The sequence below is a fragment of the Bradyrhizobium sp. SOJA106 genome (assembly GCF_059448745.1).
Genome location: NZ_CM182549.1, coordinates 6,073,249 through 6,088,096 on the forward strand (window position 1 = coordinate 6,073,249; position 14,848 = coordinate 6,088,096).

Below are 14,848 nucleotides of genomic sequence, written 5' to 3' on the forward strand. Positions count from 1 at the left end.
GTGCGGTGTCACCTCGCAGGCAGCACCGGACCCGATGCCCTGGCCTTACTTCGTGTCCTGGATGCGCTTGACGAGGCCCTTCAGCTTCTCGTCGCCGGCGAACTTGTCGTAGACCGGCTTCATCGCGTCGACGAACTCCTGCTTGTTGGCGATCGTCACGACCTGGACGCCGGCCGCTTCGACGGTCTTGCGGGAGGCCTGCTCACGGTCGTCCCAGAGCTTGCGCATGACCGGCACCGACTCCTTGGCCGCCTTGCGGATCATCGCCTGATCCTCCTTGCTCAGCGTATCCCAGACCTTCTTGGACATCACGAGAACTTCGGGCGCCAGCGAGTGCTCGGTGACATTGTAGAACTTGGCTGCCTCGAAATGGCGCGAGGACTCATAAGAGGGCCAGTTGTTCTCGGCTGCGTCCACGAGGCCGGTCTTGAGCGCGGTGTAGACCTCGCCATATGGCATTGGCGTGGGGTTGGCGCCGAGGCTCTGGATCATGCCGACCCAGAGGTCGGATTGCTGCACGCGGATCTTCAGGCCCTTCACGTCGGCGAGGGACTTGACCGGCGCCTTCACAGTGTAGATGGAGCGGGCGCCGCTGTCGTAATAGGCAAGACCGACGAGGCCCGCGGGCTCCATGGCCGCCAGGATCTCGTCGCCGATCGGCCCGTCGAGCACGGTGCGCATGTGCTGCGTGTCGCGGAAGACGAAGGGCAGGCACAGCGCAATGGTCTCAGGCACGAAATTGTTGAGCGGCGATGCGTTGATCCGCATCATATCGAGCGCGCCGATCTTCAGCTGCTCGATGGTGTCCTTCTCGGAGCCCAGGGCGCCGTTGGGAAACACCTTCACGCCGAGCTTGCCGCCGCTCGCCGTCGCGAGCTGCTTGCCCATGAACTTCACGGCCTCGACAGTCGGATAGTCGGCGGGGTGGATGTCGGCGGAACGGAAATCGCGTGCGGTCGCCAGCGGCGCTGAGATCGCCAGCACGGCGGCTGCGATGATACCGGTCAGTGTCTTCATCTGGGCTTTCCTCCTGGGGTGATTATGTCGTTGTCGGGCAGGTTGCGGGCCGCTTTGGGTCGCTCCACTTCAGGTGCGAAGTCAAGCGCCATTGTCGTCCCTAGGGCGGGCGGCATTCTCTGTCCAAGCCAAATCCGGCATCGATCAATGCTGGAGTTGCATCGATCGGTCGCGGTGCTCCCGGGGGCCGGTCGGCGGGGGGGCACCGTTTCTCCGAAGCGTCCGCACCGCTCTCGTTACTTGACGCCGCAGCAAGAGCCCGCTCAAGATGCTGCGCAGCAGAACGGAGCATTTCGGGGACATGCCAATGCCGCGCAAGCTGATCGATATTTCGGTGCCGCTCGGGAACGACGTGACGGCCGACCCGCCCGGCAATCACCCGACGATCCAGTATATCGATCACCAGCAGGGCTTGCCCCGCATGCTGCAATTTTTCGACGGCTTGAAGGCCCAGGATTTGCCTGACGGACAGGGCTGGGCCGTCGAGCAGGTTTCGTTGTCCACCCATAACGGCACGCATCTCGACGCCCCCTGGCACTTCCATCCGACCATGAACCGCGGCGAGCGGTCGTGGACCATCGACGAGGTGCCGCTGGAATGGTGCCTTCAGCCCGGCGTGAAGCTGGACTTCCGGCACCTGCCTGACGGCTACGTGGCGACCGCCGCCGACGTCGAGACCGAGCTGAAGCGGATCGGCCACACGCTGTCACGGCTGGAGATCGTCGTCGTCAACACCAGCGCCGGCGCCAAGTTTGGCCAGACCGACTACGTCAATTCCGGCTGCGGCATGGGCTATGAAGCAACCATGTACCTGCTCGAGCGCGGGGTGCGGCTGACCGGGACCGACGGCTGGAGCTGGGACGCGCCGTTCGTCTACACCGCGAAGAAATATGCCGAAACAAAAGATGCCGGCCTGATCTGGGAGGGCCACAAGGCGGGACGGCACATCGGTTACTGCCATCTCGAGAAGCTGCACAATCTCGATCAATTGCCGTCGACCGGATTCACGGTTTCGTGCTTCCCGGTGAAGATCGAGCGCGCCTCGGCAGGCTGGACCCGCGCGGTCGCCATTATCGACAATTAGGTCGAGGTTGTCACTCGCCGTCGAGGCCGCTCTCGGCGAGCTCGCGCAGCGCGTCGGTGTCGAGCACAACGATGGCGCCATGCTCGAGGCGGACCCAGTTGCGACCGGCCCAGGCGCGCAATTGCTTGTTGATGCTCTCGCGCGTCATCCCGACCATCTCGCTGATCTCCTGCTGCGTGATGGCGAGCGTGCCGCTGCCGGAATCGAGCTTGCGCTCTTCGGTGAGACCGAGCAGCGCGCTGGCAAGCCGGCCCGGAAGGTTCTGCAGGATCACCTGCTCGACCTGCTGGCTGGTCCAGCGCAGCCGCGCGCAGAGCAGCTCGATGAATTTCATCGCCAGGGCCGGTTGGCTCTTCACGAACGGTAGGAAGTCCCTGCGGTCGATGATGTAGAGCTCGCAATGGGTGTTGGCGGTCGCGTCGGCCGATCGCGGCGCACCATCGAGAACGGCGATCTCGCCAAAGATCTCTCCAGGACCGATCAGATTGAGAATGGCATTCCGTCCGTCAGGCGACGAAGAGGAAATCTTCACTGTCCCCGAGATCACCGCGAACAGATTGTTGCCGGGATCGCCCTTGGCGGCGATGGTCGCACCGCGCTTCACGGTGGTGTGCTTGGCGTAACGGCAGAGCTGATCGAGCGCGTCCGGCTCCAGATCCGCGAAGATCGGGTGCTTGCGCAGGACCGATAATTTGTTGCCCGCCGACTGTCGGGGGTCGCCGGTCTTGTCCTGAGGCACGCCGCGGGGCTCCTAAGACTGCGAGGCACTGGGGTTCCTGCGTAGTCAACGTTATCAGGCTTTTCAACCGGAAAGCACTCGCTTGGTTTGAGGCAAATGCCGTAAAAATGCCGGAAGCCCGCATCCGAAGGATGCTCGATGCGTTCGGATCGATGCAGAGTTGCAAGCCGCGCAAGCCGCTGTTGCGTTGAGGCGCTATCGGCCAGCCGAGAGCCGGCCGTTGAGCATCGGCCGTCGGTCCATCCGCTGTGACGACGATCTCAGGAGCTTTGGCGCCTTGGACTCCCGGCCGAGCCGGCCTGCACTGGTCTGCCGGTCCGCCCAGGCCAGAGCTGCGGCGAACGCGACGAAGATCGCGATGACGACGATGGTCATCAGCAGCGCGTCAGTCGGCATCATGCTTCTCCCGGGATTGTCGGAGGCATTATTTGCCACCGGCGGCCGGCGTCATTGATCGGGATCAAAAATCCGAGAGCATCGTGAAAGCGAAATCAGGCGGCGGCCAGAGCCTGGACGCGCGCCGGGTCGCGCAGGCCGATCCCCCCTGAATGATCTCGATCGCGCCGTGGCGCTGCAGCCTGGTGAAAGTGCGGCTGACGGTTTCGATGGTCAGGCCGAGATAGTCTGCGATTTCCTGGCGGCGCATCGAAAAGGGAATCGTGCCGGATGTCCCCTTGAGCGCGAACAGCCGCTCGCGCCAGCCGAGCAGAAATGTCGCGACCTTCTCGTCCGCAGAGCGGCGGCCGAGCAGGACCATGTGGTCGCGGGCCTGGCTCAGCTCGCGAATCGCCAGCTCGTTGATCCGCCTGAGCAGGTACGGCCGGTCCTCGATGAAACGGCCGAAGGGCGTCTTCGCGAACTGGCACACGGTCACCGCACCGACATCGGCTGAAAAATTGTGGCGGCCGGAGATGTTCATCCCCAGGAAATCGCCAGGCAAGGGAAAGCCCACGATCTGCCGCCGGCCGTCCGGCAGCAGCTTGTAGAGCCGCATGACGCCTTCGAGGACGTTGTAGAACTCGCGATGTCCTCCTTGGAAAACACGGTCGCGCCCGCGGCGAAGTGGACGCGGCGGCCGAGATGCTCGAATTCCCGGAGCTCAGCCGTATCCAGCGACGAGCACACCGCCGCTCACGTACGGCACAGTCGCTGCAGAAATGCCCGTTCGGTGTGTCGCGGCTCCGAATATTGACCCCTTTCAGCTTCCAACATTGCCCCTGGCTCACTGCTCCAATTCGAAATGGATCCAGGCGTTTACTGCATATCAGGTGGGGTCAATGTTGGGCGCCGGTCGGGGGTCAAAAGCCGCGCCGATCGACAGGCCAGACTACAGATAGGCGCCAACGGTGGCGCCAAAGCATCATCCGACGCCACTGTCCGGCGGAGACCGCAAGGCGCTCGCCAAGGAGCTCGGCCGCGCCCGCGCCATGACTACGATTCTCGCCGCCCAGTCGGCCGATGCCCGCGCCAAGGGCGAGGCGCTCCTTCGCCAGGCCGACAAGCTGCTCTGCGAGTCATGGAACGAGCGCATGTGGACCGATGGCGGCCCGATCGACCCGTCGCCAACCGTCGACCAGGCCATCGACGGCGCATACGCCTGGCTTGAGATCGAGTGCTCGCGGTGCAAGGCCCGCCGGGACGTCCATTTGACGTCGTTGCGCCACCCGCCGACCACGTTCGTCCACGACCTGGCGAGCCGCCTCCGCTGCAGCAAGTGCGCCAAGGCAGGTCGCCGACCGCCGGCGACGCTGCTACAGCTGTCGCAGCGAGCCCGCCATCCGGATTCGGAAGCCTGAATCTGTAACCTCTACTCGATCACCACCAATCAGGCCGCGATCAGCGCGCTGTTCCGTGTCGTCAACCGCTACGTCGGCAACTTGGCGCCGATCCCCGGGGTCTTTCCCGACTACAAGGCGCCTATCGTACGCAATGGCGCCGATGGCCGGGAGCTCGCGACCGCACGCTGGGGCATGCCGTCGTCCCAGCAAGCTCTCCTGCAGGCAACCAAAAAACGCGCCGAGAAGCTGCAGGCCAAGGGCAAGACCGTCGATTTCAAGCAGCTGCTCCGGATGGAGCCAGACGGCGGCACGACAAACATCCGCAACGTGAAGAGCAAGCACTGGACGCGCTGGTTGGGACTTGAGAACCGCTGCGTCGTGCCGTTCAACTCGTTCAGCGAGTTCAACAAGGCCGAAGGCGGCGACATCTGGTTCGCTCTCGACGAGAGCCGTCCCCTCGCCTGCTTTGCCGGCATCTGGGCCAACTGGACCTCGGTAAGGAAGGTCAAGGAAGGCGAGACCACCAACGACCTCTATGCGTTCCTGACGACGGAGGCGAACGCCGAAATCTTCGCCATCCATCCGAAGGCGATGCCCGTGATCCTGACGACGCCCGAAGAGGTCGAGACCTGGATGACCGCGCCGGCCGACGAGGCGCTGAGGCTGCAGCGGCCGCTTCCAGACGGGGCGCTGCGGATCGTCGCCCGCGGCGTGAAGGAAGATCCCGCGCCGTCCTCCTAGGAAAGAAGCGAGTCCTTTCTCACAAAATTCGGCGCGCGTGCCTTACTGGACTCAAGGAATTCAGTCCTCACCAAATACCTAGTGATCGACATCCGTTGGCCGTATGGTCCCATGCATGGACCTGCGGCTGATCCGAGAACACCTTGCTCAAGCTGAGCGCCACGTTGCGCTCAGCGATAAGCATATCGCCCGTCAGATCGAGATCATTGATGGGCTGGAACGTTCCGGCCGCCCGACCGGCTTGGCCCTGGACCTGCTCGCCACGTTTCGGCTGCTTCGGGCTTCTCATGTCGACCACAGAGATACGATCCGCAGAGAATTCGGGATCTAGGTCTACTCGGTTGGCGTTGCGAAATGATCTGCGTCAAGTGCAACGAAATTGCACGGCAGACCGTAAGGCATGCCCGACTCCGACCAACAGACCGATAACAGGGATGTCAGACCCTCGCGCTTGACCGAGGCGCGCCGGGTAATCGAGCAGTACGCCGCCGAGCTGCGTGAGATCATCAAGAAGCTCGGCGGCAAGTTGCACTAGGGCCACGGTGAGCGGATTCCTTCATCCAATCCAAGAGGCTTCCCTTCAGGCGTTGTTCGATCGTTTCTGGCGATCGCGCAGGCGCTGGACTCGATCGGAGACACCTGCCCCGAGTGCCTCTCCGGGTCGACTAGACGGCCTCTTCTCTCTCGATGGGCTCGCGACCAAGCGGCACCCGCAGGCGAGTGAGTTCGATCCACGCCAGTGCGGCGTTGATCCATCTCTGCCGTTCGGCTCCGCCGGCTTCGGCGGCGAGCTTCATTGCCGCAAACGCCTCGCGCTCGGGGTCGTACTCGACGTCCATGGGGCGAAATATAATCGCGGACGGTAAACGATCACGCATCGATGCGACCGTAGGAATCCGGGGCCGGCCGGGCCGACGGCGAACGCCGCGCGCGCGTCGGGCCGGTGCCGAGATATAGGCTTCTTCAGAAGATGCCGAGGAGAGCGAAAACCGCGACTTCCCCCAGGAAGGCCAACGTCATGATCGCGACCGTGAGAAGCACATCTGCATCGGCATGAGGGGCATGGGCAAGGCCTCGCGTGTCCTGCGCCGCCGTCGTGAACACATGAAGCCAGGAAAAAGTTACGGTTCCGCCTGCCGGGTTCCGGTTATAGGGTCGCCGCAGGCAGGCCCTTTCAACCGGCGCAGATTTTGCGAGTCCGCGGCAGAGTTGCCCGGCGAACGCTGTTGGGGACGACTTGCGACTTCCAGACGTCGGCCTCCCCGCGCCACGCACACGACCGGAACTCATCGCGTAGATTCTGCGGGGGAATGGGGCAACGCGCCGGGTGTCGTCCCCTTATCGATTAGCCTCGGCCACGGAACCATGGCAGACGCGCAACATTTATCCGACTCAACCCTCGGGAGAGCAGAGATGTTCATCGTGATCGGGGCAAACGGGCGTGTCGGATCGGCCGTAGCGTCGACCTTGCTCGATGCAGGTCGGCCGGTTACGGCCGTGCTTCACCGCAGCAACAGCGTTGCGGGCTGGCGCAAGCGCGGCGCACACACTGCGGTCGTTGACGTACGCGACCGCGATTCCTTGCGTGCGGTGTTCAGGACCGGCACGCGCGCTTTCCTGCTCAACCCGAGCGCCGACGTCTCGACCGACACCGATCGCGAGGAACGTGCAACTGTTCGGAGCATCGTCGCGGCGCTTGAAGGATCCGGGCTCGAGAAGGTCGTGGCCGCATCCACCTATGGCGCCCAGCCGGGCGAGCGCTGCGGCGATCTCAGTGTCCTCCACGATTTCGAGCAGGCGCTTGCCGCGCAGCCGATACCGGCGACCATGCAGCGAGGCGCCTACTACATGAGCAACTGGGACGGACTGCTCGATGCGGCGAAGGGCGGCGTGTTGCCGAGCATGCTGCCGGCGGGCATGAAGATCCCGATGGTCGCGCCCGCCGATCTCGGCAAAGCGGCCGCGCGCCATCTGCTGGAGCCGACCCGCGATCGGGATGTCCATTACGTCGAAGGACCCGAGCGGTATTCGCCGCAGGATGTCGCTGACGCCTTCGCGGCCGAACTCGGCAATCCGGTGAGAGTCGAGATCATACCGCGCGACCAATGGATCGCGGCCTACAGGAAGCTGGGCTTCTCCGCCGCGGCGGCCGAGTCCTATGCGCGAATGACCGCGGTCAGCGTCGATAGCGGCTTCGCCATGTCGGAGCCGTTCGAACGCGGAGAGACCACGCTCGAAGACTATGTCGGAGCACTCGTTGCGAGGTCGCGCGGCTCGCGCGATCTGCAAGGCGCGTAGCGTCACGCGAAAGTCGGTTGGCGACTGTACAGGATGCGGTTGGCGCGGTCACGAAAGTGCCGAACGGCTTCGGCGACACCGGCCGGAGTGCCCGTCCGATAAGAGCTAACGCTTCGCGATTATTGTTCGGATCCTATCTGCCTGCCCGTTTGTCGCGCGAGCTTTGCCGTTGCCGATGCAATCGGATGATGTGTTTCGCGATGGCTGGCGCATCGTAAGGTTTTTCAAATCGTTTCACTTCCCAAAAGCGGCTAGGCAGAGCCTCTCGGCTGTAGCCGGTGGCGAAAACGAACGGAATGCGCTGCTGCATGAGCTTGTCGGCGATCGGATATGCGGATTGGCCGTGCACGTTGATGTCGATCACGGCCGCGTCGAAGCCGTCTTTCTCGACCTGCGCCAGCGCTTGCGAGAATTCGCAGATCGGACCGACGATCTCCGCGCCTTCCGACCGGAGCGCCTCTTCCAGATCGGCCGCAAGGAAATACTCGTCCTCGACGATCAACACGCGACAGGAACCACTCATCACGCCACCTCGTGGACGGGGATGATGGTCCGAAACAGGCTGTTTCGCAATCGAGCAGCTCGGGCAGTCTTCAGCCGGCGGGACGAAGACGCGCGCCCCCGGGATTTGCGGCCCGTTCACGGAAACCACCGCAGCAGCCGTGGTTCGCGCCGGCCGTCGGACGCACATCCGTCAAAGGCGTGACCACCATCGGGTGGTCTGCACGGGAGAATGTGACGTCCGCGCTGCCGCGGGCTTACTGCTCTCGTCGCCCGGGAGATCGGGAACGGTCGAAGGCGCCTCTCCATCCAATTCACGAAGCTGATCGATCTGACGTCTGAGGCCGTCCGGCAGTTCTCCGTCCTGGCCGAGGCACGCTTGCAGTCTTTCGCCGATTTCTCGGACGATTGCACGGCTGTGCGTGTGGTCGATATCGATGCGGTCTCGCATGGCGAACCTCCTTGCGAAACCCCCCACGAACGAGGTCCCCGGCGCGACAGGCCTGGCAGACCGCGCAGAGACCGCCGCCTTTGGCTATCAGTCGCAAGCGCTTGTGGAACAGCGGGCCCAAGGGGCCTTTGGCTACCCTAGGGCGCTGCAACATCGACTTAAATGCGGTTCCGCCTATGTCAAAGGTTGGGATACCTCCTCGCCTCTGCTAGGGACTTACCCTTTCTCGCTTGCAAATCGTCGTGATGCGCGAATCCAGCAGCACGCTCCATCTGGCCGATAATCGGGTAGAGGGCGCTATGCGTGTGCTGGGGCGAACAGAAGTACCGCAAACGGGTGTGCGGTTCGGCGGCGAGGCCGTCCAGGAGCGCGGCCGTGAGCCGCGATTTTCCGATGCCCGCCTCGCCCGAGAGCAGCACCACCTGGCCTTCGCCAGTCTTTGCAGTGCTCCACCTCCGAAGCAGCAATTCGAGCTCTTCTTGGCGGCCGATAAGTTCAGTGAGCCCGCCTGCGTGTAGAGCCTCGAAGCGGCCTTCGATCAAAGAAGGCCGCAGTGCTACCCAGGCTCTGATGCTGCTCGGGATGCCCTTGAGTTCTTGGGGTCCAAGGTCCTTTAGGTCAAACAGATTGCCCAGGAGCCTTCGCGTGCTCTCAGCGATGAGCACCGCGTTGGGCTCAGCCACGCCTTGCAGACGTGCGGCAATGTTGGGTGTTTCCCCGACGATGCCTCGCTCCTGTGCCTCCCCTGATCCGATCAGATCGCCAACCACGACAAGCCCCGTCGCAATACCAACGCGCGCTTGCAGCGTAACGGACAATTTGAGCGCTCCAACTGCCGCAATCGCCTCCAGTGCTGCGCGCACAGCTCGCTCAGCGTCATCTTCGTGCGCCTGCGGATAGCCAAAGTAAACGAGCACCCCGTCGCCCATGTATTTCGCGACGAAGCCACCAAAGCGCCTGACGGTGTCATCGACGCATCTCTGATAGGCCGATATGATCTCGCGTAGGTCCTCCGGGTCCATACGTGCGGAGAGCGTCGTCGAACCGACGAGGTCCGAGAACACTACAGTGACGTGGCGGCGCTCGGCGGTGTCCTCGGCAGCTTTGTCGGTCGCCAGAGGCCCATCGGATAGTGGCGCTGGTGCATCCGCTTCGACCCGCAAGTTGGCGATGGCATTGAGCAGCTTACGACGATGGCCGACAATTGCGACGCCAAGATCCTTCAAGTCCTCCGCCGTCAAGCTCGGGAGAACAAACTCGTCGATCTCGTTCTCGCGGAATGCCGCCTCATACTGTTCGAGGCCGAGCCTCCGCAACCAATCTCCGACGTCCATGGTGGCGCCTCTAGTTCGGCGACGGCTGCATGATTCCCCAGGCGAGATTGTCTGTCTAGGCAACTGCTAAAGACCGGTTTGGGTCATTTTCGACGGTCTCAGGGCTGATGTCCGCTTCTACCCGTAAGGGTCCCACCGGGGCCTGCCCAAAAGCGTTGCGTCTGGCCAATCCCTGTGATTCAAGCTTCCAAACCGGGGGCTCGAACCATGCGCTACGAACTCGCCGATCATCAATGGATTGCCATCAAACCCATGCTGCCGAACAAGCCGCGTGGCGTTCCTCGGGTGAACGACCGTCGTGTCCTCAATGGCATCTTCTGGGTCTTGCGCTCTGGAGCACCTTGGCGTGATCTGCCGGACATCTTTGGTCCGTACACCACTTGCTACAACCGCTTCGTCCGTTGGCGGCGGGCTGGTGTCTGGGGGGCATCATGGACGCCCTTGCTGCTGCCCATGATGCCGCTGTTCAGATGATAGACACCTCCATCGTCCGCGTGCATCAGCATGGGGCCTGCATCACAAGCAACCAGGGCCAATCGATGGGACGGTCACGCGGTGGCCTAACGAGCAAAATTCATGCCGTAGTCGATAGCAATGGTCTGCCCGTGCGGCTGGCGCTGAGCCCCGGTGAGGCCCACGACGTCCGACTTGCCGGAAAACTGCTCTCTCGCCTGAAATCCGGGTCAATGGTGCTTGCCGACCGTGGCTATGACGCCGACTGGATCAGAGAGCTCGCCATGAAGAAGGGCGCATGGGCCAACATCCCGCCGAAAAGCAATCGCAGCGATCCGATCTGCTTCAGCCCCTATCTCTACCGCGCTCGTAACCAGGTTGAGCGGTTCTTCAACAAGATCAAACAATGTCGTCGGGTGGCGACGCGCTACGACAGGCTCGCCGCCAACTATCTTGCCTTCGTTCAACTCGCGTCGATCAGGCTATGGCTGCGCCTTAATGAGTCCGCGTCCTAGCTCGTCAATGATCTGGACCTGGCGGGCAATATGCCGCTCACCGAGTGCAACGTGCCGCTCGGCTTCCGCTAAGTGCTGTCGCACCATGGGAAGGTCCATAGCGGGAGCTTCGCACAAGGAAGGAGCCAGACCTAATTACAAAGTGGCGTCATCAGCTGCCTCGACGCGAGAGGGCCGGGCCAGATGGGACGGAACCAGCGCGAGATCGCGGATGGAGCTCATGCCCCGTGCTGGCTGGCGGCCGCCCACGTGGGAGCAGTTTGATCCGCCTACGCCGCGGCGTCGGCACATCAGTCTGGAAACCTGAATGTGCTCACTGCGAATGCGGCGATGCCGAGCACCAGGAGCACAAATGCGAATCGATTGATCTGCTTTAATGCCCGGTTCAGTAGGGTTGCCGGAGTGATTATCCGCGCTCAGGCGGAGCGCGGGAAACGCTAGCAGCGCGAGGCTCGGCGTCCGCATCAGCGGATATCGGCGGCGTGCGCCGTGCGAACGGCGGGCGACGGTCTTCCCACCACAACCCCCTCGCTGAACAAAAGTTCACGTAAGTTAATCGCAGGATACCGGCTATGCCGGCGGTCACGTGGGACTGGACCTACCTCGAGTCGCTGATCCGCGAGGATTTCGAGCGATGCCATCCCGGCGAGACGCTGGAGCCTCAAGCACCGCGCCTCCTTTTCGAGAGAGACAGAGGCTTGCTGCGGGACTGGATGGCGGTTGCGGCAAGGGATAGCACTAGGCCACGCGCTCATATTCGGCCGCTTGTGCGCGGCGGCGTCCCGGGTCAATCTGCGGAGATTGCCGCTCGCAATGGAGCCACCGCACATGAACCCTTTCAGTCGCTCGCTCATACCCATTTTCTTGGTGGCATGTGGAGCGGTCTCAGCACACGCGGATGATAAGGCCGACGTGCTTGCCGCGAACGCGCAGGTCGAACAGGCGTTCTCCAAGCTGGACGTCCAGGCTATCGAGGCGACTTGGGCCCAGGACGGATCTGTTTCCGTCATCCACCCCGCAAGTAAAGCACCGCTGCAGGGCTGGGAGGCCGTCCAAAAAAGTTATGCGGACCATCCGGTCAGGTACAAGGACTTCTCCGTTGTGATGGACAATCCGCAAATAGCGATCAACGGCAACATCGCGTGGGTCGTAGGTGTTGAAAAGGTGTACGCCCATCGAGCGAACGGCGACGTGCTCGACATTTCGGCGCTTGCGACGAACATATTCGAAAAGCGTAACGACAAGTGGCTGCTGGTGCACCATCACGCCAGCCGCATGCCTTAAGCGCTGAACACGCGGTGGTAGCGCCGTTGCCGCGTCAGCCAGGCCGTGGCTGCGCTCCAACTGCATCCCGGCACTCGACGATCCACTGCCAGCTTTGCGGGCTTGTTCGAAGGATCGGAAACCAGCTCAAGCCGGTGAGGCTCACAGCGGCAGCCAATTGCGGCGGCGCAAACGGCTTCTGAAATCGGCCGGACGGCGGTGTGTCGAGCAGTCAGACGCCAGAGTTTCGTCCCGCCTCAGCCCACCGGCACGCCGTAGTAGGCGTTCACGGAGCGCGTGGTCGCCGGGTCGCTCCAGTTCCAACTGCTCTCGTCGGCGTATTTGGGGGCGCCGCGGAGCTGGTCCTGGGTGATACCGGTGACGTAGCCGCCGAGATTGGTGTCGTATTTCAACGCCTGCCAAGGCAGCGGATAGTGATCGTCGCCGATACCGAGCAGGCCGCCGAAGCTGAGCACCGCGTAGGCCACCTTGCCGCTGATCTTGTCGATTATGACGCGCTCGATGTAGCCGACCTTCTCCCCGCCGGCCCCGTACACGTTCGTGCCCTCCACCTTGTCGCTGCCGATCAGGCTGAACGTCTCGCGATCTTCCATGGTCATGTTGACCTCCCTGATATTGTCTTCCGGAATCAACGGGACGACGATGGCTCCGTTCCTGGCAGAAGCTGCGGGCAAACGTTGATCTCAGGGCACCGGATGAGGTGGTCGCGATAACAGTCCGGAGAAGATCGCAGAGGAGCGCGAACATGGAGCTGACCGATCTGGAGCGCGATTTTTCTGAGGAAGCTCCTCGGCGAATCCTGGGTCAGGCCGCCGACGTTCGACCACGAAATCGTGGCGCGGCTCGTGGAGCTGGGTCTCGTGGAAACCGAACCACTTCCATCCGGTGATATCGAATATCGCATCACCGAGGCTGGGCGGACCACGGCTACCGGGTAAACATCGGCCGGTCCGGAAAACTGCTAAGAGTGCTTATCCGGGCTGGAGCTTGATCAATCGGGAGAGGTGCAATGATTGATCACGCCGGCATTGGAGTGGCGGACGTCGCATGCAGGCAGTCTTCCGCGGCGCCCCGGCGACGAGGTGATCGAACCCGTTGCCAGCTCACCGGCGAAGTAGCGCGTCATCTGACGGGGTCAGTTCATTGAGGTATATCGGACTAGATTGGCTCACTACGAGTTCTTCGCAGTTTGAACCCATTGCAGACGACCCACCAAGCCGACATTGGATTACGTTGATGCCGTCGCATCCGGTCGCCTCGCAACGAGGCCGTTGCCGATGCACTGTAGGACCGTATCGCCTTTTTGATTGCGCAAGCGGAACTGGCCGCGAACGACTCCACAATCGGGCCTCGACTTCGACTCGCGTTTTTCCAATGTGATCGCTTCCAGATAGAGGTCGTCGCCAGGACGCACTGCATTGGGCAGCCGCAGCTCATCATAGCCCAACCCGGCGTTCGCACGAACCGGAGGCTGTAATTGGTTGGTTAGCGAGATGAAGATAGCAAACGTGTGGGCAGCAGATGCCGACAGTCCTCCAAAAACGGAACGAGCAGCGGCTGCCTCGTCGATATGGAAGGGCCTTGGGTCATATCGCTTGGCGAATTGAATGATTTCTTCCTTGGAGACAGAATAGGGCCCGGCCTTCTGGCTGTCTCCGACCTCGACGTCTTCAAAATATCCGCTGGTCATTGGTCAATCCTCAACGCACGGGCTGACGAAAGGACGGCATAAGCTGACCGTAGAGGCTATAGCCCAAGCGGCGGTCAATATCACCCCCGTCCCCTCTGGCCTTGAGCGGTCATGGACGGGCCGAAGAAGTGCAGATTAGCATGCAGGTCCGGTTGTGGCCCGAATGCAAAGTAGACGACCACCGCGAAGGTCGGCTTGTCAGGGGAGAACGGAAGCGCCGATCCTTCTCCGGACCGCCGCGAATGACCCCAACCGGTCGCGGATGGCGCGTCGCCGCGTGCGCCATCCGCTCTGCATTCGATCTCTTGCGAAAAACCAGCGTTAAGCCTTCAGATCCGTGATTCGCATAATCGCGACCACATTCCCATCGTTGTACGCCTGTTCTTTTGTCTCCTTGTTGCAGGTCCAGACAAAATTCTTCTTGCCCGTGAAGGTCTTTCCATCCTGCTCAAGCCGAAGCTCCCCTTCGGTGATATGGCAGACCATAGCATTCATCATGGGAGGACCCATGGTCTTCGATCCCGCCTGCATAATGACATCGCGCATGGAGACGGTCTTAAAACCTGGGATCAGGGATGGTGTCTCCCCTTCATATTCACGCACCACGACGCCTGGCCAAGGCGTCGTATCCTTGTAGCCTGTGGCTTGTGCGGCGGCTGGCTTGATCATGGCAGCCGAAGTCGCTGCCAATCCGATACCCAGTGCGGACCTTCGATCGACCCTGCTCATGGCTCTTCTCCCGACATTACTGAACGTGCGGTCGTAGATGCGGCACGCAAAGTTCGTTGAGACGGTGGCGCGAAACCGAAAAAGAACGGTCTCCAGAGAGCGTGCCTGCCGATAGCACCAATACTGCTCGTTTGCCCGGGCGGTGATTTTCGGCACGTCCCGCTTCAAGGGGCAGTATCATTCTACGCCACCTGACGCAGCCGGGAAATAGATGGCGTCGTTCGAGGACTACGC

General features: G+C 62.2%; 18 protein-coding genes and 1 pseudogene. 8 read left to right on the forward strand and 11 right to left on the reverse strand.

The window, feature by feature from the left end; translation table 11 throughout:
• Nucleotides 1-45: 45 nt before the first annotated feature.
• Complete coding sequence (locus tag AC5V87_RS28585) at nucleotides 46-1,017, reverse strand: TRAP transporter substrate-binding protein (protein WP_456837090.1); 972 nt, start codon at nucleotides 1,015-1,017, stop codon at nucleotides 46-48.
• A 307-nt stretch (nucleotides 1,018-1,324) separates the two neighbouring features.
• Between AC5V87_RS28585 and AC5V87_RS28590 the strand changes: the two genes are divergently transcribed.
• Complete coding sequence (locus AC5V87_RS28590; RefSeq protein WP_495368471.1) at nucleotides 1,325-2,101, forward strand: cyclase family protein; 777 nt, start codon at nucleotides 1,325-1,327, stop codon at nucleotides 2,099-2,101.
• Between the two features lie 10 nt (nucleotides 2,102-2,111).
• On the opposite strand, the gene AC5V87_RS28595 is transcribed toward AC5V87_RS28590, so the two are convergent.
• The 3 genes and pseudogenes from AC5V87_RS28595 to AC5V87_RS28605 form a co-directional block, all read right to left on the reverse strand.
• The gene (locus AC5V87_RS28595; protein ID WP_495368472.1) at nucleotides 2,112-2,840 is read right to left on the reverse strand and encodes a Crp/Fnr family transcriptional regulator; all 729 of its coding nucleotides are present in this window, start codon (nucleotides 2,838-2,840) and stop codon (nucleotides 2,112-2,114) included.
• A gap of 195 nt (nucleotides 2,841-3,035) precedes the next feature.
• On the reverse strand, nucleotides 3,036-3,239 hold the full coding sequence (locus AC5V87_RS28600; RefSeq protein ID WP_495368473.1) for a hypothetical protein: 204 nt from the start codon (nucleotides 3,237-3,239) through the stop codon (nucleotides 3,036-3,038).
• A 92-nt stretch (nucleotides 3,240-3,331) separates the two neighbouring features.
• Nucleotides 3,332-4,027 (reverse strand): annotated as a pseudogene (locus tag AC5V87_RS28605) (Crp/Fnr family transcriptional regulator).
• 159 nt (nucleotides 4,028-4,186) lie between these two features.
• Between AC5V87_RS28605 and AC5V87_RS28610 the strand changes: the two are divergent.
• The 4 genes from AC5V87_RS28610 to AC5V87_RS28625 all read left to right on the forward strand — a co-directional run bounded on the left by AC5V87_RS28610 (nucleotide 4,187) and on the right by AC5V87_RS28625 (nucleotide 5,894).
• A complete protein-coding gene (locus AC5V87_RS28610; RefSeq protein ID WP_495368474.1) occupies nucleotides 4,187-4,636 on the forward strand; it encodes a hypothetical protein in 450 nt (149 codons plus the stop codon).
• A complete protein-coding gene (locus AC5V87_RS28615) occupies nucleotides 4,637-5,359 on the forward strand; it encodes an SOS response-associated peptidase (RefSeq protein WP_495371962.1) in 723 nt (240 codons plus the stop codon). It abuts the gene before it with no gap.
• Nucleotides 5,360-5,474: 115 nt separating this feature from the next.
• On the forward strand, nucleotides 5,475-5,690 hold the full coding sequence (locus AC5V87_RS28620) for a hypothetical protein (protein ID WP_456837085.1): 216 nt from the start codon (nucleotides 5,475-5,477) through the stop codon (nucleotides 5,688-5,690).
• A 69-nt stretch (nucleotides 5,691-5,759) separates the two neighbouring features.
• Nucleotides 5,760-5,894 carry a hypothetical protein gene (locus tag AC5V87_RS28625; RefSeq protein ID WP_456837084.1) on the forward strand — a complete coding sequence of 45 codons (135 nt, stop codon included), beginning with the start codon at nucleotides 5,760-5,762 and terminating at the stop codon, nucleotides 5,892-5,894.
• A 130-nt stretch (nucleotides 5,895-6,024) separates the two neighbouring features.
• Here the strand turns inward: AC5V87_RS28625 and AC5V87_RS28630 are convergent, their stop codons facing one another.
• Nucleotides 6,025-6,198, reverse strand: coding sequence for a hypothetical protein (locus tag AC5V87_RS28630; RefSeq protein ID WP_456837083.1), 174 nt, complete (start codon nucleotides 6,196-6,198; stop codon nucleotides 6,025-6,027).
• 574 nt (nucleotides 6,199-6,772) lie between these two features.
• On the opposite strand from AC5V87_RS28630, the gene AC5V87_RS28635 reads away from it, so the two are divergent.
• The gene (locus AC5V87_RS28635; RefSeq protein WP_495368475.1) at nucleotides 6,773-7,657 is read left to right on the forward strand and encodes an NmrA family NAD(P)-binding protein; all 885 of its coding nucleotides are present in this window, start codon (nucleotides 6,773-6,775) and stop codon (nucleotides 7,655-7,657) included.
• Nucleotides 7,658-7,790: 133 nt separating this feature from the next.
• On the opposite strand, the gene AC5V87_RS28640 is transcribed toward AC5V87_RS28635, so the two are convergent.
• The 3 genes from AC5V87_RS28640 to AC5V87_RS28650 all read right to left on the reverse strand — a co-directional run bounded on the left by AC5V87_RS28640 (nucleotide 7,791) and on the right by AC5V87_RS28650 (nucleotide 9,943).
• Nucleotides 7,791-8,162 carry a response regulator gene (locus AC5V87_RS28640; RefSeq protein WP_456837081.1) on the reverse strand — a complete coding sequence of 124 codons (372 nt, stop codon included), beginning with the start codon at nucleotides 8,160-8,162 and terminating at the stop codon, nucleotides 7,791-7,793.
• Nucleotides 8,163-8,351: 189 nt separating this feature from the next.
• Nucleotides 8,352-8,609, reverse strand: coding sequence for a hypothetical protein (locus tag AC5V87_RS28645; protein WP_495368476.1), 258 nt, complete (start codon nucleotides 8,607-8,609; stop codon nucleotides 8,352-8,354).
• Between the two features lie 179 nt (nucleotides 8,610-8,788).
• Nucleotides 8,789-9,943 (reverse strand): adenylate/guanylate cyclase domain-containing protein, encoded by a 1,155-nt coding sequence (locus tag AC5V87_RS28650; protein ID WP_495368477.1) that lies wholly within the window; start codon nucleotides 9,941-9,943, stop codon nucleotides 8,789-8,791.
• Between the two features lie 207 nt (nucleotides 9,944-10,150).
• Between AC5V87_RS28650 and AC5V87_RS28655 the strand changes: the two genes are divergently transcribed.
• Nucleotides 10,151-10,911 (forward strand): IS5 family transposase gene (locus AC5V87_RS28655; RefSeq protein WP_456837070.1). Its coding sequence is split into 2 segments (ribosomal slippage): nucleotides 10,151-10,370 and nucleotides 10,370-10,911, totalling 762 coding nucleotides; the frame shifts between segments, so codons are not numbered across the junction.
• Nucleotides 10,912-11,739: 828 nt separating this feature from the next.
• Complete coding sequence (locus tag AC5V87_RS28660) at nucleotides 11,740-12,195, forward strand: YybH family protein (RefSeq protein ID WP_456837069.1); 456 nt, start codon at nucleotides 11,740-11,742, stop codon at nucleotides 12,193-12,195.
• 236 nt (nucleotides 12,196-12,431) lie between these two features.
• Here the strand turns inward: AC5V87_RS28660 and AC5V87_RS28665 are convergent, their stop codons facing one another.
• The 3 genes from AC5V87_RS28665 to AC5V87_RS28675 all read right to left on the reverse strand — a co-directional run bounded on the left by AC5V87_RS28665 (nucleotide 12,432) and on the right by AC5V87_RS28675 (nucleotide 14,770).
• Complete coding sequence (locus AC5V87_RS28665) at nucleotides 12,432-12,794, reverse strand: PRC-barrel domain-containing protein (RefSeq protein ID WP_495368478.1); 363 nt, start codon at nucleotides 12,792-12,794, stop codon at nucleotides 12,432-12,434.
• Between the two features lie 629 nt (nucleotides 12,795-13,423).
• On the reverse strand, nucleotides 13,424-13,885 hold the full coding sequence (locus AC5V87_RS28670) for a MaoC/PaaZ C-terminal domain-containing protein (protein WP_456837067.1): 462 nt from the start codon (nucleotides 13,883-13,885) through the stop codon (nucleotides 13,424-13,426).
• A gap of 321 nt (nucleotides 13,886-14,206) precedes the next feature.
• Complete coding sequence (locus AC5V87_RS28675) at nucleotides 14,207-14,770, reverse strand: hypothetical protein (protein WP_495368479.1); 564 nt, start codon at nucleotides 14,768-14,770, stop codon at nucleotides 14,207-14,209.
• Nucleotides 14,771-14,848 lie beyond the last annotated feature (78 nt).